General features: G+C 64.5%; 24 protein-coding genes and 1 pseudogene. 9 read left to right on the top strand and 16 right to left on the bottom strand.

What is annotated here, in order from left to right; translation table 11 throughout:
• Positions 1-266: 266 nt before the first annotated feature.
• The 4 genes and pseudogenes from AB0L63_RS18935 to AB0L63_RS18920 all read right to left on the bottom strand — a co-directional run.
• Positions 267-590 (bottom strand): annotated as a pseudogene (locus AB0L63_RS18935) (PTS sugar transporter); the annotation flags it as partial.
• Between the two features lie 338 nt (positions 591-928).
• On the bottom strand, positions 929-1,468 hold the full coding sequence (locus AB0L63_RS18930; RefSeq protein WP_364502178.1) for a DUF779 domain-containing protein: 540 nt from the start codon (positions 1,466-1,468) through the stop codon (positions 929-931).
• Positions 1,468-2,991: an aldehyde dehydrogenase gene (gene adh, locus AB0L63_RS18925; RefSeq protein ID WP_364502175.1), complete on the bottom strand. Its 1,524-nt coding sequence runs from the start codon at positions 2,989-2,991 to the stop codon at positions 1,468-1,470. The genes AB0L63_RS18930 and adh overlap by 1 nt, the downstream gene beginning before the upstream one ends.
• Positions 2,992-3,082: 91 nt before the next feature.
• The gene (locus AB0L63_RS18920) at positions 3,083-4,375 is read right to left on the bottom strand and encodes a transcriptional regulator (protein ID WP_364502173.1); all 1,293 of its coding nucleotides are present in this window, start codon (positions 4,373-4,375) and stop codon (positions 3,083-3,085) included.
• A 166-nt stretch (positions 4,376-4,541) separates the two neighbouring features.
• On the opposite strand from AB0L63_RS18920, the gene AB0L63_RS18915 reads away from it, so the two are divergent.
• Positions 4,542-5,795, top strand: coding sequence for a cytochrome P450 (locus AB0L63_RS18915; RefSeq protein ID WP_364502475.1), 1,254 nt, complete (start codon positions 4,542-4,544; stop codon positions 5,793-5,795).
• Positions 5,796-6,208: 413 nt separating this feature from the next.
• Here AB0L63_RS18915 and AB0L63_RS18910 read toward each other — a convergent pair whose 3' ends face one another.
• Positions 6,209-6,340, bottom strand: coding sequence for a hypothetical protein (locus tag AB0L63_RS18910; protein WP_364502170.1), 132 nt, complete (start codon positions 6,338-6,340; stop codon positions 6,209-6,211).
• A 330-nt stretch (positions 6,341-6,670) separates the two neighbouring features.
• On the opposite strand from AB0L63_RS18910, the gene AB0L63_RS18905 reads away from it, so the two are divergent.
• Together AB0L63_RS18905 and AB0L63_RS18900 are read left to right on the top strand one after the other, a co-directional pair.
• Positions 6,671-7,930 (top strand): cytochrome P450, encoded by a 1,260-nt coding sequence (locus AB0L63_RS18905; protein WP_364502167.1) that lies wholly within the window; start codon positions 6,671-6,673, stop codon positions 7,928-7,930.
• 9 nt (positions 7,931-7,939) lie between these two features.
• Positions 7,940-8,152, top strand: coding sequence for a hypothetical protein (locus AB0L63_RS18900; RefSeq protein WP_364502164.1), 213 nt, complete (start codon positions 7,940-7,942; stop codon positions 8,150-8,152).
• A 283-nt stretch (positions 8,153-8,435) separates the two neighbouring features.
• On the opposite strand, the gene AB0L63_RS18895 is transcribed toward AB0L63_RS18900, so the two are convergent.
• Complete coding sequence (locus AB0L63_RS18895; RefSeq protein WP_364502161.1) at positions 8,436-9,215, bottom strand: alpha/beta hydrolase; 780 nt, start codon at positions 9,213-9,215, stop codon at positions 8,436-8,438.
• A 10-nt stretch (positions 9,216-9,225) separates the two neighbouring features.
• Entirely contained in the window at positions 9,226-9,507 is a 282-nt protein-coding gene (locus AB0L63_RS18890; protein WP_364502158.1) for a YggT family protein, read from the bottom strand.
• 102 nt (positions 9,508-9,609) lie between these two features.
• On the opposite strand from AB0L63_RS18890, the gene AB0L63_RS18885 reads away from it, so the two are divergent.
• Complete coding sequence (locus tag AB0L63_RS18885) at positions 9,610-10,401, top strand: transporter substrate-binding domain-containing protein (RefSeq protein WP_364502155.1); 792 nt, start codon at positions 9,610-9,612, stop codon at positions 10,399-10,401.
• 305 nt (positions 10,402-10,706) lie between these two features.
• Here the strand turns inward: AB0L63_RS18885 and AB0L63_RS18880 are convergent, their stop codons facing one another.
• Together AB0L63_RS18880 and AB0L63_RS18875 are read right to left on the bottom strand one after the other, a co-directional pair.
• The gene (locus AB0L63_RS18880; RefSeq protein ID WP_364502152.1) at positions 10,707-10,955 is read right to left on the bottom strand and encodes a hypothetical protein; all 249 of its coding nucleotides are present in this window, start codon (positions 10,953-10,955) and stop codon (positions 10,707-10,709) included.
• Positions 10,948-11,355, bottom strand: coding sequence for a DNA-directed RNA polymerase subunit beta (locus AB0L63_RS18875; protein WP_364502149.1), 408 nt, complete (start codon positions 11,353-11,355; stop codon positions 10,948-10,950). Before AB0L63_RS18875 ends, AB0L63_RS18880 begins: the two co-directional genes overlap by 8 nt.
• Before the next feature lie 495 nt (positions 11,356-11,850).
• Between AB0L63_RS18875 and AB0L63_RS18870 the strand changes: the two genes are divergently transcribed.
• Together AB0L63_RS18870 and AB0L63_RS18865 are read left to right on the top strand one after the other, a co-directional pair.
• Positions 11,851-12,729 (top strand): helix-turn-helix transcriptional regulator, encoded by an 879-nt coding sequence (locus tag AB0L63_RS18870; protein WP_364502146.1) that lies wholly within the window; start codon positions 11,851-11,853, stop codon positions 12,727-12,729.
• Positions 12,726-12,932 (top strand): DUF397 domain-containing protein, encoded by a 207-nt coding sequence (locus tag AB0L63_RS18865; RefSeq protein WP_364502143.1) that lies wholly within the window; start codon positions 12,726-12,728, stop codon positions 12,930-12,932. Before AB0L63_RS18870 ends, AB0L63_RS18865 begins: the two co-directional genes overlap by 4 nt.
• A gap of 92 nt (positions 12,933-13,024) precedes the next feature.
• Here the strand turns inward: AB0L63_RS18865 and AB0L63_RS18860 are convergent, their stop codons facing one another.
• The gene (locus AB0L63_RS18860; protein ID WP_364502140.1) at positions 13,025-14,752 is read right to left on the bottom strand and encodes a DUF3556 domain-containing protein; all 1,728 of its coding nucleotides are present in this window, start codon (positions 14,750-14,752) and stop codon (positions 13,025-13,027) included.
• A 280-nt stretch (positions 14,753-15,032) separates the two neighbouring features.
• On the opposite strand from AB0L63_RS18860, the gene AB0L63_RS18855 reads away from it, so the two are divergent.
• The gene (locus AB0L63_RS18855; RefSeq protein WP_364502138.1) at positions 15,033-15,590 is read left to right on the top strand and encodes a hypothetical protein; all 558 of its coding nucleotides are present in this window, start codon (positions 15,033-15,035) and stop codon (positions 15,588-15,590) included.
• Positions 15,591-15,716: 126 nt separating this feature from the next.
• Here the strand turns inward: AB0L63_RS18855 and msrA are convergent, their stop codons facing one another.
• From msrA to AB0L63_RS18835, 4 genes are all read right to left on the bottom strand, one after another.
• On the bottom strand, positions 15,717-16,232 hold the full coding sequence (gene msrA / locus AB0L63_RS18850) for a peptide-methionine (S)-S-oxide reductase MsrA (RefSeq protein ID WP_364502135.1): 516 nt from the start codon (positions 16,230-16,232) through the stop codon (positions 15,717-15,719).
• Complete coding sequence (msrB, locus tag AB0L63_RS18845; RefSeq protein ID WP_364502133.1) at positions 16,229-16,684, bottom strand: peptide-methionine (R)-S-oxide reductase MsrB; 456 nt, start codon at positions 16,682-16,684, stop codon at positions 16,229-16,231. The genes msrA and msrB overlap by 4 nt, the downstream gene beginning before the upstream one ends.
• Before the next feature lie 81 nt (positions 16,685-16,765).
• Positions 16,766-17,635 carry an alpha/beta hydrolase gene (locus AB0L63_RS18840; RefSeq protein ID WP_364502472.1) on the bottom strand — a complete coding sequence of 290 codons (870 nt, stop codon included), beginning with the start codon at positions 17,633-17,635 and terminating at the stop codon, positions 16,766-16,768.
• Positions 17,636-17,665: 30 nt separating this feature from the next.
• Positions 17,666-19,231: a phosphatase PAP2 family protein gene (locus tag AB0L63_RS18835; RefSeq protein ID WP_364502130.1), complete on the bottom strand. Its 1,566-nt coding sequence runs from the start codon at positions 19,229-19,231 to the stop codon at positions 17,666-17,668.
• Between the two features lie 88 nt (positions 19,232-19,319).
• On the opposite strand from AB0L63_RS18835, the gene AB0L63_RS18830 reads away from it, so the two are divergent.
• The gene (locus tag AB0L63_RS18830; RefSeq protein ID WP_364502127.1) at positions 19,320-21,344 is read left to right on the top strand and encodes a M3 family metallopeptidase; all 2,025 of its coding nucleotides are present in this window, start codon (positions 19,320-19,322) and stop codon (positions 21,342-21,344) included.
• Positions 21,345-21,394: 50 nt separating this feature from the next.
• On the opposite strand, the gene AB0L63_RS18825 is transcribed toward AB0L63_RS18830, so the two are convergent.
• Together AB0L63_RS18825 and AB0L63_RS18820 are read right to left on the bottom strand one after the other, a co-directional pair.
• A complete protein-coding gene (locus tag AB0L63_RS18825) occupies positions 21,395-22,768 on the bottom strand; it encodes an AIM24 family protein (RefSeq protein ID WP_364502123.1) in 1,374 nt (457 codons plus the stop codon).
• Between the two features lie 48 nt (positions 22,769-22,816).
• A complete protein-coding gene (locus AB0L63_RS18820; RefSeq protein ID WP_364502121.1) occupies positions 22,817-23,107 on the bottom strand; it encodes a hypothetical protein in 291 nt (96 codons plus the stop codon).
• A gap of 169 nt (positions 23,108-23,276) precedes the next feature.
• Here AB0L63_RS18820 and AB0L63_RS18815 point away from each other — a divergent pair, with 169 nt between their 5' ends.
• Positions 23,277-24,761 carry an alpha/beta fold hydrolase gene (locus AB0L63_RS18815; RefSeq protein ID WP_364502118.1) on the top strand — a complete coding sequence of 495 codons (1,485 nt, stop codon included), beginning with the start codon at positions 23,277-23,279 and terminating at the stop codon, positions 24,759-24,761.
• Positions 24,762-25,002: the final 241 nt, after the last annotated feature.

Here is a 25,002-nt window from a genome sequence, read left to right as displayed (position 1 = left end):
TCGGCTCGACGCCACCAGGCCATGGAGCCACGACAGCCAGAATGGCCGCGACCACGCCGGTCGCGATAACGACGAATGGAGGTCGCATACCTGATCCCTATTTCGAATCGGATGTACATCAACGGCGGCGAAATCGCATTAACGGACCTGCATGGCTAACAACTGGCAAGCATAGCGGGATATCGGTCCGGCGCATCGAGGCCGCAGGGCGTGTCGCGCGCCGACTGGGCATAGCCGCAGATTTGCCAGGACACGCGGGATTTGGCAAGGCCGAGAATGGCGCCGAACGTGAGGGCAAAGGTGCCGGTCAAGCTGTTCAGCCAGTTGGTGAGTCCAGCTGGTGATCGCGGCGAGCGGCTTGCCGAGCACCTTGATTATCAACGCGCCGACTATCAGTGACGCGAACAGCGGGACGACAACAACCGGCATGAGTCCGCGCGCCCATTGTGGGGCAGGCGGTTTCGTGACCCACAGCGCGGCGAATCCGGCGATCAGACCACCGGCGAGTCCGCCGAGGAATCCGGCACGACGAATACGGCGACCACATCGGCGGTGAATCCCGACGCGAGACCTGGTCGAGCCGCGGTTGCGTCACGATTGCTGGTTTGCCGCTTCATGATCCAGCAAACTCGAGCGAAACGGTTGGGGTGTTGGCGCGATCTGGTGAATATGGCCACCGACACCATGAATCTCGCCGAGAGACGTCAAGCGATCCGTCGATTCGTTGCCGTCTGCCACGTAGTCAATCGGCTGGTAGAGCTAGCCGAGAGGGAATCGTCCGAACCGTTGATCGGGCAGGCTCACACCACATGCCGGGTGCTCCAGGATCTGGTGCTCGACATGGTGGCGGTCGGGTCGCGCGGTCGCGCCTGAGCCGGAAATGGCAGGGACGCAATAAAAGTTAGCTCGTCGATACGCATGGGACGCGTCAAGCAAACGACCCGCCGCGACCAGGGATCGGGCAGGCATCGGCCGCCTCGGCGACGACCTGCGGTTCGGTTGCTGCCGCAAGGCGTTCCCCACGCTCCCAGCCGGCGCCCGTCACGGGTTCGGTCGCGGCCAGCGCGACGAGCTCATTGTCATCGAAAACCCTTCCGCGACTGAGGAATCGAAATCCTTCCGGCGATTCCAGGCTGAAGCCCGAACCGCGGCCCGGCACGACATCGAGCACGAGCTGGGTGTGCTGCCAGGCGGCGAACTGCGGTCCCGAGATCCACACCGGCGCAATATCGTCCGGCTCCGGCGCGGTAGTCGGCAACTCATCGACCAGCAACCGCAGATCCAGCAATCCGAGCAGCACGTCGTGATCGCCGATGATGAATTCGCCTGCGGGATAACACATCGGGGCCGATCCGTCGCAGCAACCACCGGACTGGTGCAGCATGAGCGGCCCGTGTAGCACGCGGAGGCGACGGAGCAGGTCCATCGCCGCCGCGGTGGCGCGCACGCGCCGGGGGACTGCGGTCATCAGAAGAAGCCTTGCGCCTTCGACGCGTAGCCGACGAGCAGGTTCTTCGTCTGCTGATAGTGGTCGAGCATCATACGGTGGTTCTCGCGGCCGATACCGGACTGCTTGTAGCCGCCGAATGCGGCATGCGCCGGGTACTGGTGGTAGGTGTTGGTCCACACCCGTCCGGCCTGGATATCACGTCCGGCCCGGTAGGCCACCGAACCGTCGCGCGACCACACGCCCGCGCCGAGTCCGTAGAGAGTGTCATTGGCGATCGTGATGGCTTCGTCGTAATCCGCGAACGAGGTCACCGAGACGACCGGTCCGAAGATCTCCTCCTGGAAGATCCGCATCGAATTGCTGCCCGCGAAAACCGTTGGCTGCACATAGTATCCGCCGGAAAGATCGCCGCCGAGGTCGGCGCGCTCGCCGCCGGTGAGCAGCGTCGCGCCCTCACCCTTGCCGATTTCGAGGTAGGACAGGATCTTTTCGAGCTGATCATTGCTGGCCTGCGCGCCGATCATGGTTTCGGTATCGAGCGGATCGCCCTGCCGCACCGCCTTGGTGCGCACCACGGCCGCGGCCAGGAATTCGTCGTAGATATCGGCCTGGATCAGCGCGCGTGACGGGCAGGTGCAGACCTCACCCTGGTTCAGGGCGAACATGGTGAAGCCCTCGAGCGCCTTGTCCTGGAAGTCGTCATTGGCGGCGAGGACATCGCTGAAGAAGATGTTCGGGCTCTTGCCGCCGAGTTCCAGCGTGACCGGAATCAGATTCTGCGACGCGTACTGCATGATCAGGCGACCGGTGGTGGTCTCGCCGGTGAAGGCGATCTTCTTGATTCGCGGGCTGGAGGCCAGCGGCTTACCCGCCTCGACACCGAAACCGTTGACGATATTGACCACACCGGGTGGCAGCAGATCGCCGATGAGACCGATCAGGAACATGATCGACGCGGGGGTCTGCTCGGCGGGCTTGAGTACGACCGCATTACCGGCGGCGAGTGCGGGCGCGAGCTTCCAGGTGGCCATCAAAATCGGGAAGTTCCACGGAATGATCTGGCCGACCACACCGAGCGGCTCGTGGAAGTGGTAGGCGACGGTATCGGCGTCGATCTGCGACAGCGAACCCTCTTGTGCCCGAATGGCGCCGGCGAAGTATCGGAAATGGTCGATGGCCAGCGGGATATCGGCGGCCAGGGTTTCCCGGATCGGCTTGCCGTTGTCCCAGGCCTCCGCGAGAGCGATCGCGTCCAGATTCTCCTCGATGCGATCGGCGATCTTGTTGAGGATGACGGCGCGTTCAGCGGCCGAGGTCTTGCCCCAGGCGGGTGCGGCGGCATGCGCGGCATCGAGGGCGAGTTCGATGTCCTCCGCGGTGCCGCGCGCAACCTCACAGAACGGCTGACCCGTTACGGGAGTGGGATTTTCGAAGTACTGCCCCTTGACGGGCGCGACCCATTCGCCGCCGATCCAGTTGTCGTATCGGGTCTGGAACGACATGGCGGCGCCGGGTGTGCCTGGACGGGCGAAGACGGTCATCGAATGCTCCTCGATCTGCTGACGTTCCTGTTTCAGGTGTGATCCGGAACGCTAGTAGGGTCCATGTTGCACGACAGTTGCAAGAAACTGGTCAGATGCTCAATTTGCGATCGAGTAGTTGTAATTGCGTCTTCACCTGGGCATACAGCGAGGACTGCCGGTCCAGGGAGTAGAGGTAGGCGGTCCACGCCGCAATGTCCTCGCGGCCGTCGACCGAAGCGGTCCAGCGGGCGAGCAGGCGGCGATCGCCGGCTGCCAACAGGGCCGCTCGCAGACGTCCGCGCAACTCGACGCGCAAATCATCGATGCCCGGAGCGAGCGAGCGGGGCAGGATCGGGCCGGGGTAGGCGCGCAATGCCGCTGACGTATCGCCGCGGGCGAGTGCGCGTCGAACCTCGTCGACATCGGTATCGAGATCCATCAGCAGCCGGTAGGGACGAGAGCCGAGACCATTGGCGCCCAACATCTTTCGCACCCGCGACATTTCCGCGCGCACCGTCACCGGATCGAGTTCGGATTCGTCGAGCAGCATGGCGAGATGGTCGGCGCTCAGTCCCTCCGGGTAATCGGCTAGCAGCAAAAGGATTTCGGCATGGCGCTGCGATAGGCGAATGCGCTCACCATCACGGATCAGAGTCGGCTGGGCCGGACCGAGCGTCTCGAGGCGTGCCGTCGTCGACGCGAACGGTTTCGGTGCGTCGAGCATGAGCAGTCGCAGTTCTGATTCCACGGCCAACACCGTCGCTCGGATCAGTGACAAGACTTCGGGTGCCGCGACGCGGGGTCCGCCGGTGATGTCGATAGCGCCGATGATCCGGTCAGTGCGCGGATCATGAACGGGCGCAGCGGAACAACTCCATTCGTGCACCACGCGACTGAAGTGTTCTGCCCCGAAGATCTGCACATGATGATCGAGGGCGAGTGCGGTGCCGGGGGCATTGGTGCCGACCCGGTCCTCACTCCAGTCCGCGCCCTCGACGAAGTTCATGGCCAGCGCCCGGTCCTTGACCTTGGAATCGCCCTCGACCCACAGCAATCGGCCCTCGGCATCGCTGATCGCGACAAGCAGTCCGGCCTCGGCGGCATCCTCGACGAGCAGTTTGCGCACCACCGGTCGGATCGGCGCGGTCGGATGTGCGGCCCGATATCGTTGCAGCTCGAGGCCGTCGAGGTCGACACCGGCGCCGAAGCGGTCCGGGTCGACGCCATTGCTGCGGCTGCGCCGCCAGGAATCCAGCACCACCGGGCGCACCGGATCGACCGGCAGCCGGTCGTCGCCTTCGATGAAACAGCGATGCGCGCAGGACACCTGTCGCGCCAATCGCGCGAGGTCGTCGTCCGGTCGAACGGCCACCCAGGGGTTGCCGTGCGCTGCTGTGCTCAATCGGTGTCCTTTGCGTTGACCCCTATCCACTGTAACGCCGGTCACAGGTCAGATGAGTGCGGGTCCACTAGGCTGATTCTGTTCTGCGCAGGCGGCACGGGTGACCCTGCGGTCGCGCACCATGCTCATCGCTTCTGCACTACGACTGGAGTCACGTCTCTTGACCATGCCAGAGTCGGCAACCGCCCCCCGCTCCTTCTTGGTCGCGCACGGATCGCCGACCGATACCGACGGTCCCCGAATCTCGCTGTACTCAACGGAATTCGCGGAGAACCCGCACCATGCGTATCGTGAGATGCGCAAGAGGTACGGCTCGCTGGTGCCGGTGGAGTTGGCTCCCGGAGTACCCGCGACCCTGGTGATCGGCTACTACACCGCGCTGGGGATACTCAATGATCCCGACCATTTTCCGGCCGATTCCCGAATCTGGCAAAAGGACATTCCCAGGGACTGCCCGGTGCGGCCGTTGCTCGAATGGCGTCCGGCGGCGATTCGGTGCGACGGCCCCGAACACACCCGCTACCGGGAGGCGACCGTCGCGGGCCTCGGTGTAATCGACTTGTTCGCTTTGCATTCCACCGTGGAACAGATCGCCGTTCCGTTGATCAACACCTTCTGTCAGGACGGAACCGCGGATCTGGTCGCGCAGTACGCATTGCCGCTGGCCTTTGCGGTGATCAACGCGATGCTCGGTTGCCCGCCGGAGATCAGCCGGCGTGCCGCGACCGGCGTGGCCGCCCTCACGGAGGGCGGGGATGCCGCCGTCAAGGGCAACAAGATGGTCGCCGATGCCATGTTCGAACTGATCTGTCTCAAGCGTGACAAGCCGGGTGACGATATCGTCTCCGGGCTGCTCGCCCATCCGACGAAGCTCGACGATGCGGAGATGATCCACCAGGTCCTCTGCCTGTACGGCGCGGGTTTCGGTCCGACGCAGAATCTGATCGTCAATACGCTGCGACTGATGTTGACCGACACCAGGTTCGGTGGCGGCATTCTCGGCGGCACCATGTCCACGCGCGACGCGTTGGACGAGGTGCTGTTCACCGACCCACCGCTATCGAACTACTGTGTCACTTTCCCGAAGCAGCCGGTGCTGATCGAGGGCTCGTGGTTGCCCGCGCACCAGCCGGTGGTCATCAGCATGACCGGCTGCAATAACGATCCGGCGATCACCACCGGCGAGTACACCGACAACAGCTCGCACCTGGCGTGGAGCGTTGGCCCGCACGCCTGCCCCGCACGCTCGATCGCGACCCTCGTCGCACAGGACGCGATCGATCAATTGCTGGACGCCTTGCCGGAAATGCAGTTGGCCGTCCCCGTCGGCGATCTGGAATGGCGGCCGGGCCCGTTCCAACGCGCCCTGGCCTCCCTACCGGTCGCCTTCCCCAAATCCCCTCCGCTGCAAGTCTTCTGAGGAACCCTCGGGGCGACTCTGGTGGCCTGGCTGCTGGTCGTTATGCCTGCCCGGTTCGCGGTCACGGATGGTGGGAGGTTTCGGTTGCCGAGTATCGGCGATGTCTTCTGGGCGCGGCGCGCACTGCACGAGGCGGTGGTGCACGGCTGGGATGCCGCCGCGGATCTGCGGTGAACTCGCCGCGGCACTCACCGACGTACCGGATGGGCAGGCGATGCTGGAGCAGATCGACTCCAGGATCTGTTCCTGCGCAAGCTCGATGACGGCAATTGGTTCCGCTATCACCACCTATTCCAGAATTTCCTGCACCAGCGGCTGGAACGCGATCGGCCCGAACGGATCACCGAATTGCACCGGGTGGCCCGCGGTGGCTGGCCGAACATCGAGATGTCAGCGAGGCGGTCGATCATGCCCTACTGGCCGGGGATGAGCAGCGGGCCATCGAGATCGTCGAGCAGGACGAAATGTCGTTGCTCGAATACGGGCAGTTCGCCAGTGTCATCGGTCTGGTCCACAAGCTGCCCGCCACCATCATCGAAACCCATCCGCGGCTGCAACTGGATCTGGCCTGGGCGAATATTCTGCTGCACCGGGCCGGACCGGCCGAACGCGCACTGCGCCTTGCGGAATCGACGTCCGGTCGTACGGCCACCCAGGGGTTGCCGTGCGCTGCTGTGCTCAATCGGTGTCCTTTTGTTTCGGCCTCTATCCGCTGTAACGCCGGTCACATATCGGATGGGTGTGGGTGCCCGCTCGGTACGCGGGTCGAGCAGTCGACGTAGGCTGGCTCTGTTCTGCGCAGGCGGCACGGACGCGCCTGCGGTCGCGCACCATGCTCATCGCTTCTGCACAACGAACGACTGGAGTCACGTCTCTTGACCACGCCAGAGTCGGCAACCACCTTCCGCTCCTTTCCGGTCGCGCACGGATCGCCGATCGATATCGATGGTCCCCGAATCTCGCTCTACTCAACGGAATTCGCTGCGAACCCGCATCATGCGTATCGTGAGATGCGCAAGAGATACGGTTCATTGGTGCCGGTGGAGTTGGCTCCCGGAGTACCCGCGACCCTGGTGATCGGCTACTACACCGCGCTGGGGATACTCAATGATCCCGACCATTTTCCGGCCGATTCGCGAAATTGGCAGCAGAGCGTTCCCAAGGACTGCCCGGTGCGGCCGATGCTCGAATGGCGTCCGGCCGCAATTCGTTCCAGCGGCCGCGAGCACGCCCGCTACCGGGAGGCGACCGTCGCGGGCCTCGGTGTCGTCGATTTGTTCGCTTTGCATTCCACCGTGGAGGGGATCGCCATTCCGCTGATCAACACCTTCTGCGGGAACGGCACGGCGGATCTGGTCGGGCAGTACGCATTGCCGCTGTCCTTCGCGGTGATCAACGCAATACTGGGTTGCCCGCAGGAGATCGGCCGGCGTGCCGCGGCCGGTATGGCCGCGCTCATGGAGGGTGCGGACGCGGCGGTCGAGGGCAACAAGATGGTCGCCGATGCCATGTTCGAACTGGTCTGCCTCAAGCGCGACAGGCCGGGCGACGATATCGTCTCCGGGCTGCTCGCCCATCCGGCGAAACTCGATGACGCCGAAATGATCCACCAGGTTCTCAGCTTGTACGCCGCCGGTATGGAACCGACCCAGAATCTGATCGTCAATACGCTGCGACTGATGTTGACCGACACCAGGTTCGGTGGCGGCATTCTCGGCGGCACCATGTCCACGCGCGACGCGTTGGACGAGGTGCTGTTCACCGATCCGCCCCTATCGAACTACTGCATCACCTTCCCGAAGCAGCCGGTTCTGATCGAGGGTGTGTGGTTGCCCGCGCATCAGCCGGTGGTCATCAGCATGACCGGCTGCAATAACGATCCGGCGATCACCACCGGCGAGTACACCGACAACAGCTCGCATCTGGCGTGGAGCGTTGGCCCGCATGCCTGCCCCGCCCGCTCGATCGCGACCCTCGTCGTGCAGGACGCGATCGATCAATTGCTGGACGCCTTGCCGGAAATGCGGCTGGCCGTCCCCGTCGAGGAATTGGAATGGCGGCAGGGCGCGTTCCATCGCGCCCTGGTGTCCCTTCCGGTCGTCTTCCCCAAATCCCCTCCGCTGCAAGTCTTCTGAGGCGCCCTCGTGGCGACTCTGGTGGCCTGGCTGCTGGTCGTTATGCCTGCCCGGTTCGCGGTCACGGATGGTGGGAGGTTTCGGTTGCCGAGTATCGGCGATGTCTTCTGGGCGCGGCGGGCACTGCACGAGGCGGTGGTGCACGGCTGGGATGCCGCCGCGGCGGCGCAGGCCGAACTCGACGTGCCCGACGATGTCGTGGCAGACGGTTCGAACTCCTGAGTCAGCCTGCGTCAGCAGCATGCGTGCCTTGCCCACACTCATCGGAACCATATGATCTCCACCCCACCTGTCAGCGCGGCAGTCCAGCGTCCGGTCAGGTCGCCGCGCGATCTTACAGCGCGTCTGTCACCCGATGGTGTCGAGAGACACCGCCCTTCCCCTGCCTTCGCGACTCACACTCCCGCGGTGTTATCGATGGTTTCGGTGCGATTCAGTTCGCGCGATGGAGCAAGTTGGCGGCGACCGCAAGGTCTTTCAGTATTTCGGCGGGTGACCGATCAGCTCACCGATGCTGTTGGTCCACCGACTTGGTCAGTCGACGCAGCGCCTGGACGACGAAAGGCCATGCGGTGGAATCGGGATCGATGAGTTCGAAATGTCCGATTCCAGGTAATTCGACGAGTTCGGCGCCGGATTTCGCGCTGTACTCGCGCGCCATTTCGATCGGTAGGCGTTGGTCCCGATCACCGTGCACGACAACGATGGGGATGTCGGTGGTATCGAGCGCCGAGGGGTCGGTGGCGGCGTAGCGCTCGGGAAATTCCCGCGGCCCGCCGCCGAGCAATTCGGCGACCGCGCCATTACCATTGCCGCGCTGGTAGGCGTCGACCAGATTCGCCGCCGGTGCCAGGGCCACGACACCGGCGACTTGCGGCGCCGTCTCGGTGCGCCAGGCGCTTTCGCTCGGCAGCCGATGCCGCGCTGCCGCCCACAGCGCCAGATGTCCGCCTGCGGAATGTCCGATGTAGACGATGCGGTTCCGATCGACACGGCCCGGCCGGGCGTCCTCGATCAATTCGGGCAGCAGATCGAGTGCCCGCGCGACATCGTCGAAGGTAGTTGGCCACCCGCCGCCAGCACCGACCCGGCGATACTCGAGGTTCGCGACCGCATAGCCCAGTGCGGCCAGTGCCCGCGCCTCCGGCTGGGCAGGCTCTCGGTCGAACTGCGCGCGCCAGAATCCGCCGTGCAGCACCACGACGAGCGGTGCCCGGCCGTCCGCAGCGGGCAGGTATAGATCTGCCACCTGGTCGCGGTGCGGGCCGTAGGCGATGGGATCCATCGAACCCCGCTTACAGACTGAAGAAGAACTGCCGCAGGATCAGCGCGACGATGAACACCACCGTGAACGCCAGATCGATGGATAGCCCGCCCAGCCGGACCGGGTGCAGGTACCTGCGCACCGGGGCGAGTACCGGTTCGGTGGCGGTGTGGCTCAGGTCCCGGGCGCGATTCACCCACTGTGGGTGGCGGCCATCGGCGAGTACCCCTACCCAATCGAATACCAGCCTGGCCAGCAGCAGGAGGATGAATACCGTCAGGGCGAACCCGAGCAAGGTGCCGATAAGACTCATGTCGAACTCCTTCCAACTACCAGTATCAACGGTCGAAACCGGCTGGGAAGTGTCCCATTCGTCGGGTTCTCAGCCGAATATCAGGTCGGTTAGTCTGTTTCGATGCGCCGCCCCCTCCGGTACCTGCCGATAGCCGTCCTGTCGACCCTGAGCTGGCTGATCGCCACCGGACCCGTCGCGACCGCACAGGATGCGTCCCACCTGATCACTGTGCAGCAGTCGGGGGTGCTGCGGGTGTGCACCCCCGGCGACTACCCGCCCTACACCCTGCGCGAAGACGACGGCACCTACCGTGGTGTCGACATCACCCTCGCCACCGACCTCGCCGCGACATTGCATGTTGTCCCGCAATGGGTTCCGACTACCTGGTCTACCCTTACCGACGACTTCCTCGCACGCTGCGATATCGCCGTCGGCGGCATCTCCGACACCCCGGCCCGCCGCGTCGTCGCCGATTTCTCCATCCCCACCTCCATCGACGGCAAAACCCCTGTCGTTCGCCGCGCCGACGCCGCCGACTACGCCACCGTCGACCAGATCAACCGCCCCGAGGTCCGCGTCATCGTCAATCGCGGCGGCACCAACGAGGCCTTCGCCCGCGCCAACTTCCCCGCGGCCCAACTCACCATCTGGTCCGATAACCTCACCATCTACGACCAGCTCGAACAGCACAACGCCGACGTCTTCGTCACCGACTCGGTCGAAGGCCGCTACCGCCAACGCACCCATCCCACCCTCCAGGTCCTGCACCCCGACACCCCCTTCGACTCCGCCCCCAAGGCATACCTTCTGCCCAAGGGCGACACCGTCTTCAACACCGTCGTCAACACCTGGCTCGAATCCGAAATCCGCACCGGCAGAAGCAATCAGCTGTTGACCGACTGGATCGGCTGATCGTTCCGCGTGCCTGCGTTCGGCCGGGCGCACTGAGACCTCAGGCGCCGGCCGCGATTCCGGCTCGGTCCTGGCCCTCAGTGTCTCACCCAGAGGTTCGAGATAGAGCCTCTCGCATGGGAGCCGCGGATAGCCGCTGGCATCGCCGAGATCCATGGTCACCGCATCGGCGTAGTGGCGTGCCTGGTGTTCACGCATGAAAACCAGTGCGGCGGTGCGGCAGGCGGCGAAGTCGAATCGTGCTCCGTGCAGAAATACGCTGAGGTGCACATCGGGCTCGCTGGGGTTCGGGGAGGTGTTCGCGCTCATGGCATTTCGCGATCTTCAACCCGAGGCGGCAGGACCTCGATGCCATCCTGTTCATCCATGTCGTCGTAGTCGGTGCACCAACCGTCCTCATCCACCTCGACTATTCCAGTGGCGCAATGACACAGCGTGACACCGTCGACCGCAGCTATCGTCAGTTTCTCGAGTGTGTCCTCGTGAAAGACTTCGAGTAGCGCCGCTACAGATGGCGCTATCTCTGTGTTTCGTTGTCGCTCAATATCATTCATCGAATATCACTCCGATGGCGTTGAGTGTGTGGCCGGCCTGCCGCTGTGCGGGCCGGTATGGTCTCGAGCACGCGCGGATCGCATCGACCACCACGAGCCCGGATGGCCGGAATGCACATCGGGGTGGTTCGATCCAGCGCCGGAACTGCGCGCCTTTGTCGATGGGTGACGGCAACGCGATGGTGCCACCGGTCCGCACCACCGACACGTTCAGGCGGAACAACTCCGCGAACAGGCGTACGTCGTCGGGGATGTCCGGACGCACAAGCAGCGTCCATCGATTCGAACGTGGATGCGACAGAATCGGCCCGACATCCGAACCATGTTGTCGCATATAGGTTTTCACGGCTTGGCCGAGATGGGCGGGAAGGATGAGTGCCCATACGTGCTCGGCCTTCATGATGATCCGACCGAGGTGTGGTGGGTCGATGGTGGCGGGGAGATCGCAGACCCGCCTGTAGAAGTGACAACGAGACAACGGGGTATCGCCAAAAGCTATGTGGTCCATCGATTTCAGACCCCTTGATCAGGTTGTGCAGTGCGGGTTTGGTCGGTCTGCCACTCGTGTAGGGCGTTTAGGTACCGCTCGACAACATCGACAGGGAGCTCGATTGCGAGCGGTGCGGGCAGGCGACCGAGCGGCGTCCGGTGCGGCAGTTCTGGTTTCGACATCGTGACCCCCTTGGTGCGGCGGATAAGGTGCGCCCGGCCCCTGACAACTCCTAGAGAAGGAAGAGCTATCGCTCCAGGCGCACATCCAGTGCAGCACCGCTACCGCAGGATTGGAACGTTCCTGGCCGAATTTTCGCCAATGAATGTCCGAGATTCCGACGCGTCGTTCAGACTGGTTCCTAGACGAACGAGAGTTGTTAGCAACCCCGTTGGAGCCGACACTATGACCACTGGTTCGACCCTTCCGCGTCGGATACTTGCCCGTCTGCTGAAGGACAAGCGAGAAGCGGCGGGGATCGGTGCCGACGCTGCTCGCCGCGCGATCGGGGTATCAAAACAGACATTCTGGAGGATGGAGACCGGGCAACCGACTCGGATCAATCCGTTGTTCATTACGCATCTTGCCCAGATGTATGGCGTTGATAACAGGACGACCGATATGCTCCTGGGGCTGACCGAGGAATCGCAGGGCAAGGGATGGTGGCACGCTTACGGTGACACGATCCCGAAACACTTCGATCTCTATGTCGGCCTTGAAGATGCCGCCAAGCGATTCAGCGCCTACCAGGCGACGCTTCTTCCAGGACTGCTGCAAACTGCCGAATACCGCCGAGCGGTGATCTGGACCGAGTATCCAGCGATGCCCACCAGTGAGGTCGAGCGCCGCATCGAGATCCATACTCGCAGGCTCGAGCGTTTGGAGAGTCGAACCAACCCGCTCGAGGTGAACGTCTTGCTGGATGAGTCGGTATTGCGTCGAGTTGCAGGCTCACCGGAAATCATGGCCGCTCAGCTGACACACCTGGTGGAGATTGGCCGATTGCCGAACATCTCGGTCCGAGTCGTGCCGCTGGCGGCCGGATTACACAAAGGAACCAGTTCAGGATCTTTCATCCTTCTCGAGTTCCCACGTCACCCAACCGCGCAGCTCACAGAGCCGCCCGTGGTCTACATCCAGGGAATCACAGGCTGTCTGTACCTTGAGAAAGCAGACGAGGTCGACCAGTACCGAGACGCCTATGCTGGGATTCAGGGCGTAGCCCTGGATGAGGCCGAGAGCCGCAGACTCATCCTTGAGATTGCAGAGGAGTTGACTCGGTGAGTGTCGATCTGTCGGGGGCGCGATGGTTCAAGAGCAGCAGGAGTTCAGCTAACCAAGAGTGCGTAGAAGTTGCGTTCCTCGATGGTCGCTTGGTCGGTGTCCGTGACTCGAAGAATCCGGCCGGAGCGGCGCTCGTTTTCACGCCCGCTGAGTGGGACGCGTTCACCGCTGGCGTGAACGTTGGCGTGTTCGATCGCCCGTAGCACCGTAGACTGCTCTACGGGGCGCGCTAGAGCCGCTGCGCCCCAAGCAATAGGGAGCCCCTCAGTACCGCGAAGCTGAGGGGCTTCTTTGATCAGTGGTGGTCGGTGTGGGTGACGTGTACGGGGACGTCGTCGGCCCAGGGTTGGCGGGTGACCATGTCGGCGACATTGACCGTGCCGCGTTCGAATTCGCCGGTGGCGGCGTCGACGAGGCGATACGACTGGGTTTGTTTGTGGATGGGTTGGGCATCCAGGAGAACCACGCGGACTTCGCCAGGTTCGAAGTGGCAGCGCTCCTGCATGGCGGTGATGAGTTGTTCGTTGTGCATGTGGCCGTCGCCGAAATTCCAGCCGACAGCGGTGCTGCAGATGCGTTCGCCATCGGTGACGGTGTATTCGTCCTCGTGGCCGGTTGGCATGGCTCGGTGGACGAGGGTGAACAGGGCGCGGCCGTGGGTGTTCATGGCGCGGAAGGCATATCCCATGAACATCGGGATCTGGGCCCGGTCTTTGCCGTAGAACCGTTCCAATTGGGCCTGCGGCATGCTGGCGATCGCGACGATGCCGCGGCCGATCTTTTCCGCGGCGGAGGGTTTGATGCACCACATCGTGGTGTCCCAGTTACCCGCGTAGTAGCGCATGCCCGGTAGGAACGAAATCCGGTGCGGGAAAAGATTTCCGGCGATTACTATGCCCGCGATGACGAGGATCAGCAGCGCTACCGGCACCGGGTGCTGTAGATCGCCGAGGCCGAGATCGGCGTGCGCGACGAATAGGGCGAGTACACCGAAGATCATGAAGACGTTCCACTCCAGTGGAACACCCATCGGAATGGCGGTCAGGATCGTCAGATGGAAACACACCAGCACGAAGGCGGCGGCGGCCGTCAGCCAGCCGCCGTGCGAAAAGAACAGCACCAGCGGAATACACATCTCGACGGCGGTGCCGCCATGAGCGAAGAGGCGGGACAGGCGGCCTGGCCGCAGGTCATCGGGAAAGTTCTCGAAGAACTTGCGCTTGAGCGACTTGCGCCGGAACACCGGGCTATTGGACATCATGGTGGAAACCACGAACGGAAAGTGCTTGTTCAGCTTCGATATCGCCGCACCCATCCAGATCACCACGAAGACCAGCTTCGCGGCGACGACCATATCGGCGGCGAAGAGGAAGGTGACGGCGAGCGTGGCATAGACCTCGCCGCGCGCCGCCAGGAATATCACCTTGTCGCGCAACCCGATCAGCGCCAACAGACCGAGGATCACCGCGATCTGCCACACCGGAAGCAGCCCGACCGTCGTATCCAACTCCGGCACTGCACCGGTTCCGTCGGATAGCACCGCGATCGCGGTCATCACCAATAACGCCGCGTACAGCACGACATCCACCGGCGTACGGCCGGTCCCCTTGGTCAGCGGAACGATGGCGGGCCATGGCGGTAGCCGAATGGTCTTGGGCCGCAACCAATACAGAATCGACCCCATCGGCGGAAAGAATCTGTTGTTCAAGGGGCCGAACCCGCACCCGAGTCCGACCACCTCGAACAACAACGTGTACAGCACAACCTTTTCGAAAACGATCGGTTCGGACCACCACGCATCGATGTTCGCGAACCCATCGATTCCCTTGGTGGACAATGCGATCAGCCAGCCGCCGAGGATATACAGGCATACCTTGCCGGCATAGAACAAATGCAGCGCGACTGGCGTCCCGAATCCGACCTCGGCCCAATGCCGAGCCATCGGCCGGATTCGCTCACTGCGAGTGCCCTTGCTCCACTCCGCCATATCGACCACGGGCAGGTCGGGTTCGAGAAACCCCATGAAGACTCTCCGATTCGCCGACACCGGAGCACCCAGCCGAATCACGGACCCCGATGTGCTCCGATACGTTGACAGCTCGACCGATTGCTGTCAATCACCGGTCCCGATGAAGGAGCGAGTTGTTCTCGCCGATCGACGGGCGAACTGTCCCCCGGATCAGACGGTCAGAGGTCGCTCGACACCGACTGCTGCCGATCGCCATGACCCTCTGCGGTCAGTCGTTCCGATCCGGCGATCTGCGAGAGTCGGACTGCGTCACAACGGACGAGACGGAGGCGCCATGCACTGGGACCAGATGACCGCAACGCCCGACGATCTCCGTGAGCGGGTGACGCGAGGGCGTCGAAGTGCCGGACAACTCGGGGTGCTCGGGGCGCTCATCGATGCGGCGGAAGGTCCGTGGCTCGGCGCGATGGATACCGATGGCCGAGGTGCGGCCGAGTTGCGGATGCACCTCGCCGGGCGTTTCCGCCTCACCGCGGTGGTGACGAGTGCCGGAAAGTTAGATCTCGCGCAGCTGACCGGACCGAGCGGCGATCGGGTGCTAACGGCGAAGCCGTCGGTGCGGCGCGGGTGGGATGCGGACCGGCGCATGCCCAAACAGCCGGACTGGCTGGATTACGTTGTGGGCTGGGTGATGTACGCCAGCGCGGAAGTCGACCGTCGCGCGATCGTCGAGTGGCGGCTCTCCGGTGCCGACCGGAAGCTGGCGGCAATGAACGATACAGTCAACAACCTCCGTACCGGCCTCCTGGAACGCGAACAGCTCCGGGACGAGCTGGCCGCCGAGGTCGCGGAATTGCGCGGTGAACTCGAATCCCTCAGCGGGAGTTCATGATCGTTCCGGTGGCGGATGACCGCCCGCCCCTCGACGATCGTCCGCCGGGCACCCACTGGTGTCCAGGGGGTGCTCGGCGCGTCGAATACCTTGTGCCGCAAGCAATTGCGGCACAAGGTCAACGGGTTACTGCGCGGTCGTCTGCCGCTTCGGCAGCTTCCAGCCCGGTCGCGGGAAGTGGCAGGTGTAGCCGTCCGGGTAGCGCAGCAGATAGTCCTGGTGCTCGGGTTCGGCCTCCCAGAACTCGCTCGCCGGGGTCACCTCGGTGACGACCTTGCCCGGCCACAGGCCCGAGTCCTCGACATCGACGATGGTCTCCAGCGCGACGTGCTTCTGCTCGTCGTCGAGATAGAAGATCGCCGAACGGTAGCTGGTACCGATGTCGTTGCCCTGGCGGTCCTTGGTCGTCGGATCGTGGATCTGGAAGAAGAACTCCAGCAGCGCACGGTAGTCGGTCTGCTTCGGGTCGTAGATGATCTCGACGGCCTCGGCATGGCCCGGGTGGTTGCGATAGGTGGGGCGATCGTTGCGTCCGCCGGTGTAGCCGACCCGCGTGGAAATGACCCCCGGCTGCCTACGGATCAAATCCTCCATGCCCCAGAAGCATCCGCCGGCCAGAATCGCCTTTCGCGTGTCACTCACGCGTCCTCCTCCGTGAACAGGGTCGTGTACCGACCGTAACCTTCCGCCTCGAGGTCATCGAGATGGATGAACCGCAGCGCCGCCGAGTTGATGCAGTACCGCAAGCCGCCCGCCACGCGCGGGCCATCGGTGAACACATGTCCGAGATGGCTGTCACCGTGCGCCGAGCGCACTTCTGTGCGGAGCATCAGATGGCTGAAATCCCGCTTTTCGACGACATTCTCGCCATCGATCGGCTTGGTGAAACTCGGCCATCCCGAACCGCTGTCGAACTTGTCGACCGAGGCGAACAACGGTTCACCGGACACCACATCCACGTAGATACCCGGCTCGTGATTGTCCCAGTATTCGCCCGTGAATGCCCGCTCGGTCCCGTTCTCCTGGGTGACGTGGTACTGCTCGGATGACAGCGCGTCCACCGCGGCGGGGTCCCGGTTGTATTCCTGTGTCACCTGACCTCCTCATATCGGCTCCACGTACAACCCGCGGTCCGATCCGGAAAGTCCCCGCCGAGCAGCGCGTCACACTTGGCGTCATTTTTGCCCGGCCAGGACCTCACGCAGGGTGTGTGCGAAGGCTTCGGGCTGGCCCGGGTACCCGTGTTCGCCGCCGAGGAAGCCGCCGTGATGGCTCGGGAATACGGTTGCCTGCTGGCCGAGCAGTTCGGCGGCGGCCACCGACGTGCGTGCGGTGAAGGTATTCGCGGACTCCTCGCCGACGGCGATCACGACCCGGGTCGGTGCGGCGGCCAGCGCGGCGACGTCCGGTTGATAGCTGCTGACCGCCCAGGACCGGTCGGACAGCAGCGGGTCGTCGCGGGAACCGTCGTCCTCACTCGGCATGCCGAACATGGCGGGATCGGCCGCGGGCTGGGCGAAGTAGTCGTCGGTGAACTCGCCCTGCCATGAGGTCATCGCGATGAAGGTCGCCATGCCCGCGCCGAAGCCCTTGGCCTGGTACGCGTCGCGAACCCCCGCACGGGCGCGCTCGGCGGCGGCCGCATCGGGCAGCACCGGAATGAGCGGCGGCTCATGGGCCACCACCGTGACGACATCGTTCGGATGGGCCGCCACCAGCGCGAGCGCGGTGACCGCGCCGCCGCTGCTCCCGAACAACTCGACCGGCCCGGCACCGAGCGCCTGGATCACGGCGTGCACGTCCTCGGCTTGGGTTGTCGGCGCATTGTCGGTTCGGCCGTCCTTACGGGTGCTGCGACCGAGCCCGCGCGGATCGTAGGTGACCACCGTTCGATCCGGAAAGTACGAGGCCAGTGTGGCGAACCCAGTGGCATCCATGGGTTGTCCGATCATGACCAGCGGTGGGCGTCCCCCATCGGTGGGCAGCGGCCCGTGCACGTCGTACACGATGTCGGCCTCAGCGGTTGTCAGCGTATGTGTCGTCATATCGATAAGGACGTCGCCCACATCGAAAATTCATCGCAATGCGCGGAAGGCGTCGCGCAGCCACGGCGAGCGGCGGTGGTGCGGGCGGTCCCGGTCGGCCCACCGCGAGTTCGATTCGTCGCGGCGGTAGGCGGCGAGCTGGCCTGCCATCGCGAAGCGCAGGTGGGTGGCCTTGCCGATCACCTCACCATCGGTTGCCAGCGCCTCCGGCCTTGGCAAGTGCACCGACAGTTCGGGCAAGCGGCGCTCGCCGTAGACCTTGCTGTGGCCGATCGCGGCCAGTAGCAGTGCCACCAACGCACGGGTGCGCGACCAGCGCAGATCGGCCCGCAGCCAGCGGACATCCAGCAATCCGGCGTCGAGCCGGTCGCGGAAGGCGGGTACGGCGCCATGCGGATGGTAGGGGCCGTTGCCGACGAACAGGAACCACACCCGCTGCCAGCGATCGTCGAGCTGGATCTCGATCGGTTCGGCCCGGCGCAGCGTGATCACGAGCGCGGCCGCGAATGCGGGCCATTTGCCCCAGCGTGCCTGCCACTTCTCGCGTAGCCGCACCAGGTCCGGATAGGCGCCGACGCTGGCCGTATTGAGCAAATGCCTGGTGTGCGAACCGGTTTCGTCTCCGTACTCGACGCTGGCGATATCGACAGCGACCGCCTCACCCGCGCCGGTGGCATCGATTACCTCGCGCAGGTCGTAGACGCCGAGATCGCGGGCGAAATGGTTGAGGGTGCCGGTGGGGATGACGGCCAGCGGCAACGTGTGCCGCAGCGCCACTCCGGCCGCGGCGGCCACGGTGCCGTCGCCACCGGCGACGCCGATCGCCAGTACCGGCCCGGTGTGTTCGGCGAGCGCCTGCTCGAGTTGTTCGACGGCATCCAGGTCGGGTTCGGTGCGCAGCACGGTGGCGGCGGGCAGGGCCGCGATGATATCGGTGGTGGGATCGTAGTTCGGATCCCCGGAAACCGGATTCACCACCACCACAAGCCCTTTGCCCGCCACCAGCGCGGGCGCAAGGCGGACCGGCCTGGCTTGTGCCTCGTCCGATTCACGCACCGGCCACCAACGCCGGGTGGCCAGTGCGATACCGGAACCTACTGCGGCCCCGACGAGCACATCGGAGCTCCAGTGCACGCCGGTGTGTACCCGCGAGTAGGCGACGCCGGCGGCCAGCGGAGCAACAACCAGTGCGGTGCGCGGACTTTCGAGTGCGACCGCCGTGGCGAATGCCGCTGCGCAGGCGGCGTGCCCGGAGGGGAAGGAGGAGGATGTCGGGGCCGGTGTCAGCCGCCGGTAGGCAGGCAATAGTTCGGCAGCCGGTCGGCGCCGCGCAACGAGCGTCTTGAGTCCGAGATTGACAGCCAGGCTCGCGGCCCCGACCGAGACGACGCCGCGCATTGCGGCCCGTCGCGGTGTTCCCGTGCGGGTGGCCAGCAACGCCGCCGAGACCAGCCACAGCGCGCTGAAATCGGCGCTCTTGGTGAGCCGAAGCATGCCGCTGTCGACCATCGAGGCCGGCAACTCGGCCACCGCGCTGCCGACCGCCCGATCGAATCGTCCGACTCTGTGGAACTTTCGCCGCACCCAGCTACTCACCCGCTCGACACTACCGATCGCGGCGCACAGCCGGGTACCGCTGGAGCATTCAGCGCCATGGGAGGGCGATCGGGCATAGGGTTCACCTATGACGAGCAACCCGTTCTTCGAGTCCAGTGTGCTGCCGTATGAGCTTCCGCCGTTCGCCGAGATCGGTACGGAGCACTATGTGCCCGCGTTCGAGCGGGGGATGGCGGAGCAACTGGCCGAAGTTGCCGCCATCACCTCGGGCGATCAGGAGCCGAGTTTCGCGAATACCATTGCGGCGTTAGAGCGTTCGGGTGCGGTGCTGACTCGGGTCGCGAATGTGTTCTTCAATATCACGAGCTCCGATTCCAACGAGACCACCGACGCGATCGAGGCCGAGGTGTCACCGAAGTTGGCGGCACATCGGGACGCGATTTATTTGGATCCCGAACTGTTCGCGCGGGTCGAGGCGCTCTATGAGCGCCGGGAGGAATGGGGACTGGATCCCGAGGAAGCGCGGCTGCTGGAGCAATATCATATTCGGTTCGTACGGGCGGGGGCTCGGCTGGACGCGGCGGGGCAGGCGCGGTTGCGTGAGTTGAATGCGGAACTCGCCTCTGCGGCAACGGAATTCGGTCAGAATATTCTGGCGGCGACCAATGCTGCGACGGTCGTCGTCGAGTCGGCGGACGAATTGGCGGGACTGGGGCCGGCGGCCGTGGCTGCCGCCGCGGCGAACGCTCGGGAGTTGGGGCGCGAGGGCGCGTGGGCGCTTCGGCTGCAGAACGTTTCGAATCAGCCCGTGCTGGCGGAACTGGCCGATCGGGACGTGCGGCAGCGCGTGATGGCGGCGTCGCTGGGACGCGGGTTGGGTGACAACGGCGCGCTCGCCGTGCGGATCGCCGCGTTGCGTGCGGAACGGGCCGCGCTGCTCGGCTATTCGGATCATGCCGCGTATGCGGTCGAGGATCAGACCGCGAAAACCGCTGCGGCGGTCGAGGAAATGCTCGGGCGATTGGTCGCGCCCGCGGTGGCCAATGCGGAGGGTGAGGCGGCCGAGTTGGCACAAGCGATGGGTGGGCCGGAGCTGCGCTCGTGGGATTGGCAGTTCTGGTCGGAAAAGGTTCGGGCCGAGCGATTTTCGGTGGACGCGGAGGCATTGCGTCCGTATTTCGAGCTGGAGCGGGTGCTGCGCGACGGGGTGTTCTTTGCCGCCGAGCAGGTGTACGGGATCACCTTCCAAGAGCGCGCGGATCTGGTCGGGTATCACCCGGAAGTGCGGATTTTCGAGGTATTCGACGCGGACGGCAGTGCGCTCGGACTGTTCCTCGGTGACTTCTTCGCGCGGCCGTCGAAGCGTGGCGGGGCGTGGATGAACGAATTGGTCAGCCAGTCACGACTCCTGGGGAAGCGGCCCGTGGTGGTCAACAACCTCAATATCGTCAAGCCGCCCGTGGGCGAACCCGCACTGCTCACCTGGGACAATGTCCGCACACTTTTCCACGAGTTCGGGCACGCACTGCACGGACTGTTCTCGGATGTGACGTACCCGTTCTTCTCCGGCACCGAAGTACCACGGGATTTCGTCGAATTCCCGTCCCAGGTGAACGAGATGTGGATGTCGCGACCGGAGGTACTCGCCAACTACGCCAGGCATAACGAGACCGGCGAGCCGATGCCCACCGAACTGGTCGAGCGGATGGTGGCGGCCGAACGGTTCGGCACCGGCTTCAAGACCGTCGAATACCTCGGCGCGACACTGCTGGACTGGGCCTGGCATCGGGTGCCCACACCCGAGGCGCTCGCCGACACCGATGCCGAGGCCTTCGAGGCGGAGGCGCTGCGCAAGGCCGGTCTGGCTATCGACGCGATTCCGCCGCGCTACCGGACCGGCTATTTCGCCCACATCTTCGCCGGTGGCTACGCGGCGGGCTACTACGCCTACATCTGGAGCGAGGTGCTGGACGCGGATACCGTCGAGTGGTTCAACGAGGGCCACGCATCGATCCGGGAGAAGGGCGAGACATTTCGCCGTGAACTGCTCTCGCGCGGCGGTTCGGTCGACCCGCTCGCGGCCTTCGAATCCTTCCGCGGCCGTGCACCCGAAATCGAACCGCTCCTGGTTCGGCGAGGTCTGCTGAACTGATCCGAGGCGCTGGAACCGGCTGTGGCCCAGCCGGTTCCAGCACAGGATGGTTATCCGAACAAGCCGCCGAGCACGCCGCCGCTTTGTCCGGCCTCCTGACCGCCGCCGGTACCGCCGATGAAACCGCCCGGCGGCAGTTCCGACGGCTGCACGATGACGAAGCCGCGTCCGGAGAACGACAGCGTCAGCCCCTCACCGGTGCTGCGGCCGATGAGGCGGCCTAGACCGAAGGAGTCGTTGCGTTTGATGCTGGTGGACAGACTCGACGACCAGGCCACCGCGGCCTGCGGATCGGCATAGGTGGGCTGGTCGACATTGAGGACGACGGGGTGGCCATCGGTGGTGATCGCGATACGGCCGCGGCCGGTGAACACGCAGTTGAAGAAGCCGGCGTTACTGGCGAAACCGGCCGCGCCGTGGACTCTTTGGATGTTGTAGGACAGGGACGGATCGAAGGCAAGCACATTCGCGCCGTTGATAGTGAGTCCGTCGGTGCCGTCGAGATCGACGATGTGCACGTCAGCGGCAGCATTGGCGAGGAACAGGTCACCGCGGCCGGACACTTGCATCAGCGGCACACCCTCGCCAGTGAGCCGATGCTGGATCGCACGGCCGATACCGCCCGAACCGAGTGCCTTGAAGTGCAGGTCACCCTGGTAGGCGACCATCGAGCCGGCCCGCGCCATGGTCTCGCCATTGACGGCGACCTTGATCATCTTGCCGCCCTGCTTCTGGATGCCGATGCCGTTGACCTCGGCGTGGCTCGGATTGAACAGTTCGCTCTGCATCGGCAGCGCTCCTTGCTGGGATGACATCGGTGGCGGCGGCGGTACGGCGCTGGACGGGGGATAGGCAGGCGGAACCGGCGCCTGCGGCTGGGCTGGATATTGCGGCGGGGCCGAAGCGGGCGGCGGCGGCGCCTCGGGTTCGTCGTCGATATTCACCCCGAATGCCGTTGCGATTCCGGCCAACCCGTTGTCATAGCCCTGCCCGACCGCGCGCACCTTCCACGCACCGCCGCGCCGGTAGATCTCCACGCACACCACGGCCGTCTCGGTACTGAGCCCGGTCATCGGGAAGGTCAGCGTTCCGGTATCGGATCCGATCGTCGCGGTCAGCGAACTCGCGCCCGCGAAGGTAGGCGGGCCGCTGCCGTCGAGGCTGGCGGTGACCACGACCTTGTCCACCTCGGCGGGCAGCGCCGAGGTGTGTACGTCCACCATGTCGCCCGTGCCGCGGCCGTGCCGATAGGTGACACCGGGGCCGACCGGCTGATTGAAGAAGACGAAGTCGGCATCGGACCGAACCCGCCCGTCGGCCCCGAGCAACAGCGCCGACACATCGACCGACGCCGCGCACGTGACGGTCACGGTCATCCGGTCGCCGGGGGCGGGGCGGTTTTCCCCGCGTGCGAGTGCGGTCACGGCCGACCGCCCCGGTCGATACGTCCGAGTGGCATGTGATTCACGGCATCAAGTGTGTCGCGTCCGGCCCGAAGCCACTACCCGCGAAAGATCCGGCCACGGTGGCCTGCGCAGTATCGCGAGCGTGGCGATGACCGAGGTCACCAGACCGATCAATTCACCCATCAGCGCGATCCGGGTCGCATCGACCGCGGGCGTCCAACTGACCTGGCCGTCGTGGACCACGAACGCACCCACCGGACGAGCGCTGTTCAGCAGGCCGCCTGTCTTGGTGACGGTGATGACCGTGGTGCCATCGGAAGTTTCGTACGGTTGCCCGTAGGCGAGCGAATCATCCACTGTTCGTAATGGATTCAATGGGTTACAAAGCACGCATTCCTCCCCTCGTCGCGGGACCGGCGGCAGCGCGGCCCCCTTGGAGTATCGGCGGCACCACCAAATGTGGCAAGGGTTCCTGCCGTGGTGTGTGGTACCAAGTTGCGGGATTTGCTGGTGAGAGGGGAGTGGGTTGTCGGCGAGGCTTTTGCGGTGGTTGGTACCGGTAGCGGTCGCGGCGGCGCTGATCACCGTGCCCGGGGCGCAGGTCGATCCGGCGTTTCGGTTCTATCACCAGCGACTGCACTGGCACGCTTGCGGTATCGAGGATTTGGACAAGGCCGAGGCCGAATGTGCGGAGGTGCTGGTGCCGCTGGATTATCTGCGGCCCTACGATCGCACGCTGAAGATCGCGATATCCCGAGTCCGGGCCACCGATCCGGATCAGCGCCATGGTGTGCTGCTGGCCAATCCGGGCGGCCCCGGCGCATCGGGTTTGGACACCGTGGATCTGCTCGGTGACGTGCTCACCCCGCAGGTGCGGGCTCGTTTCGACTTGATCGGCATGGATCCGCGCGGTGTCGGCGATTCCGGGCGGACGCCTCGCTGTGGCTGGCCGGTCGGCGAAATGATCCATTCGGCAGGGCTGGATTCGCCGGGCTTCGCGCGGGAAACCGCACTGGCGACGGATATGGCCGCCGGCTGCCTGGCCGATGATCCGGTGAAGGTGCGTCAGCTCACCACCCGCAATACCGCGCGCGATATGGATGTCATCCGAGTGGCCTTGGGTGAGCCGAAGCTGAGCTACTACGGCGTCTCCTACGGCACGTACCTCGGTGCGGTATTCGCCCAGATGTTTCCCGAACGCAGCGACCGGATGGTGTTCGACAGCGCGATCGATCCGGACCGGTATTGGACCGGCCTCGTACAGGATTGGGGTCCCGCCGACGAGCGAGCGATCGACGAATGGTCGAATTGGGCTGCGGGACAGGATGATACATATCACTTCGGGGCAAGTCCGGGCGATGTGCGCACAACGTTGACGGAGCTGATGGCCGCAGCGGCACGCCAACCGATCGTGATCGACGACTTCCCGATCGACGATCACTGGCTCCCATTCCTCTTGCACAACATGGTGACCGATTTCCGACGCAACCAAGCGCTTGCCGAAATGCTCCGCGAGATTGCCGATGCGGCGGGCGGCCCACCCGTGGCGGCGCGGGCGCCACGGCTGAAGATCGTTGTGCAGTCCTTGCGATCCGAAGAGAACTCCACTCTGGCCCAAATCGCCTGCGGCGATGTCGCGGCACCGACGGATCCGGCGTGGTACGCCAGCAATATCGAAGCCAGCCGCGCCACGCAGCCGATATTCGGCTCGTTGGCCAACAATATCCAGCCCTGCGCATTCTGGCCCAGACCCATCGAATCCGCGACCACCGTGCGGAATTCGGTTCCCGCGCTCATTCTGCAGGCGACCGGCGATGCCCGAACGCCGTACACCCACGGTGCCCGGCTACATCAGCACCTATCCGCATCCCGCATGGTCACATTGCAGGACATCCGCATCCATATGACCTTCCGGCCCGACCTGAGCGCATGTGTCAACAATGCGATCAATACCTATTACGCCGACGGCACCCTGCCTGCCGCCGACGTCACCTGCCTTGCGGACCAGTAGGAATCAACCGGGCACGACCGCCAACGAGTGATACTGCGAGGCCGCATTCCGGATGAGAAGCTGTTCGTTCCCGTCGGGCAGTATGATCGACCCACGGCCACTGATTGTCGGCGATCCGCTCGGCCGCTGAGGCATTGGATATCGGATGATCCGACCAGGCCGTTTCGCCCTGGGCGGCCGTATGTATATTAGCGAGCGCAACTAGTTACAGGGGATCGGCGTGGGGGCAGATCGCTTGTGG

The sequence above is a fragment of the Nocardia sp. NPDC051990 genome (assembly GCF_040680755.1).
GTDB lineage: Bacteria > Actinomycetota > Actinomycetes > Mycobacteriales > Mycobacteriaceae > Nocardia.
This window is presented reverse-complemented; position numbering and strand designations above follow the sequence as displayed.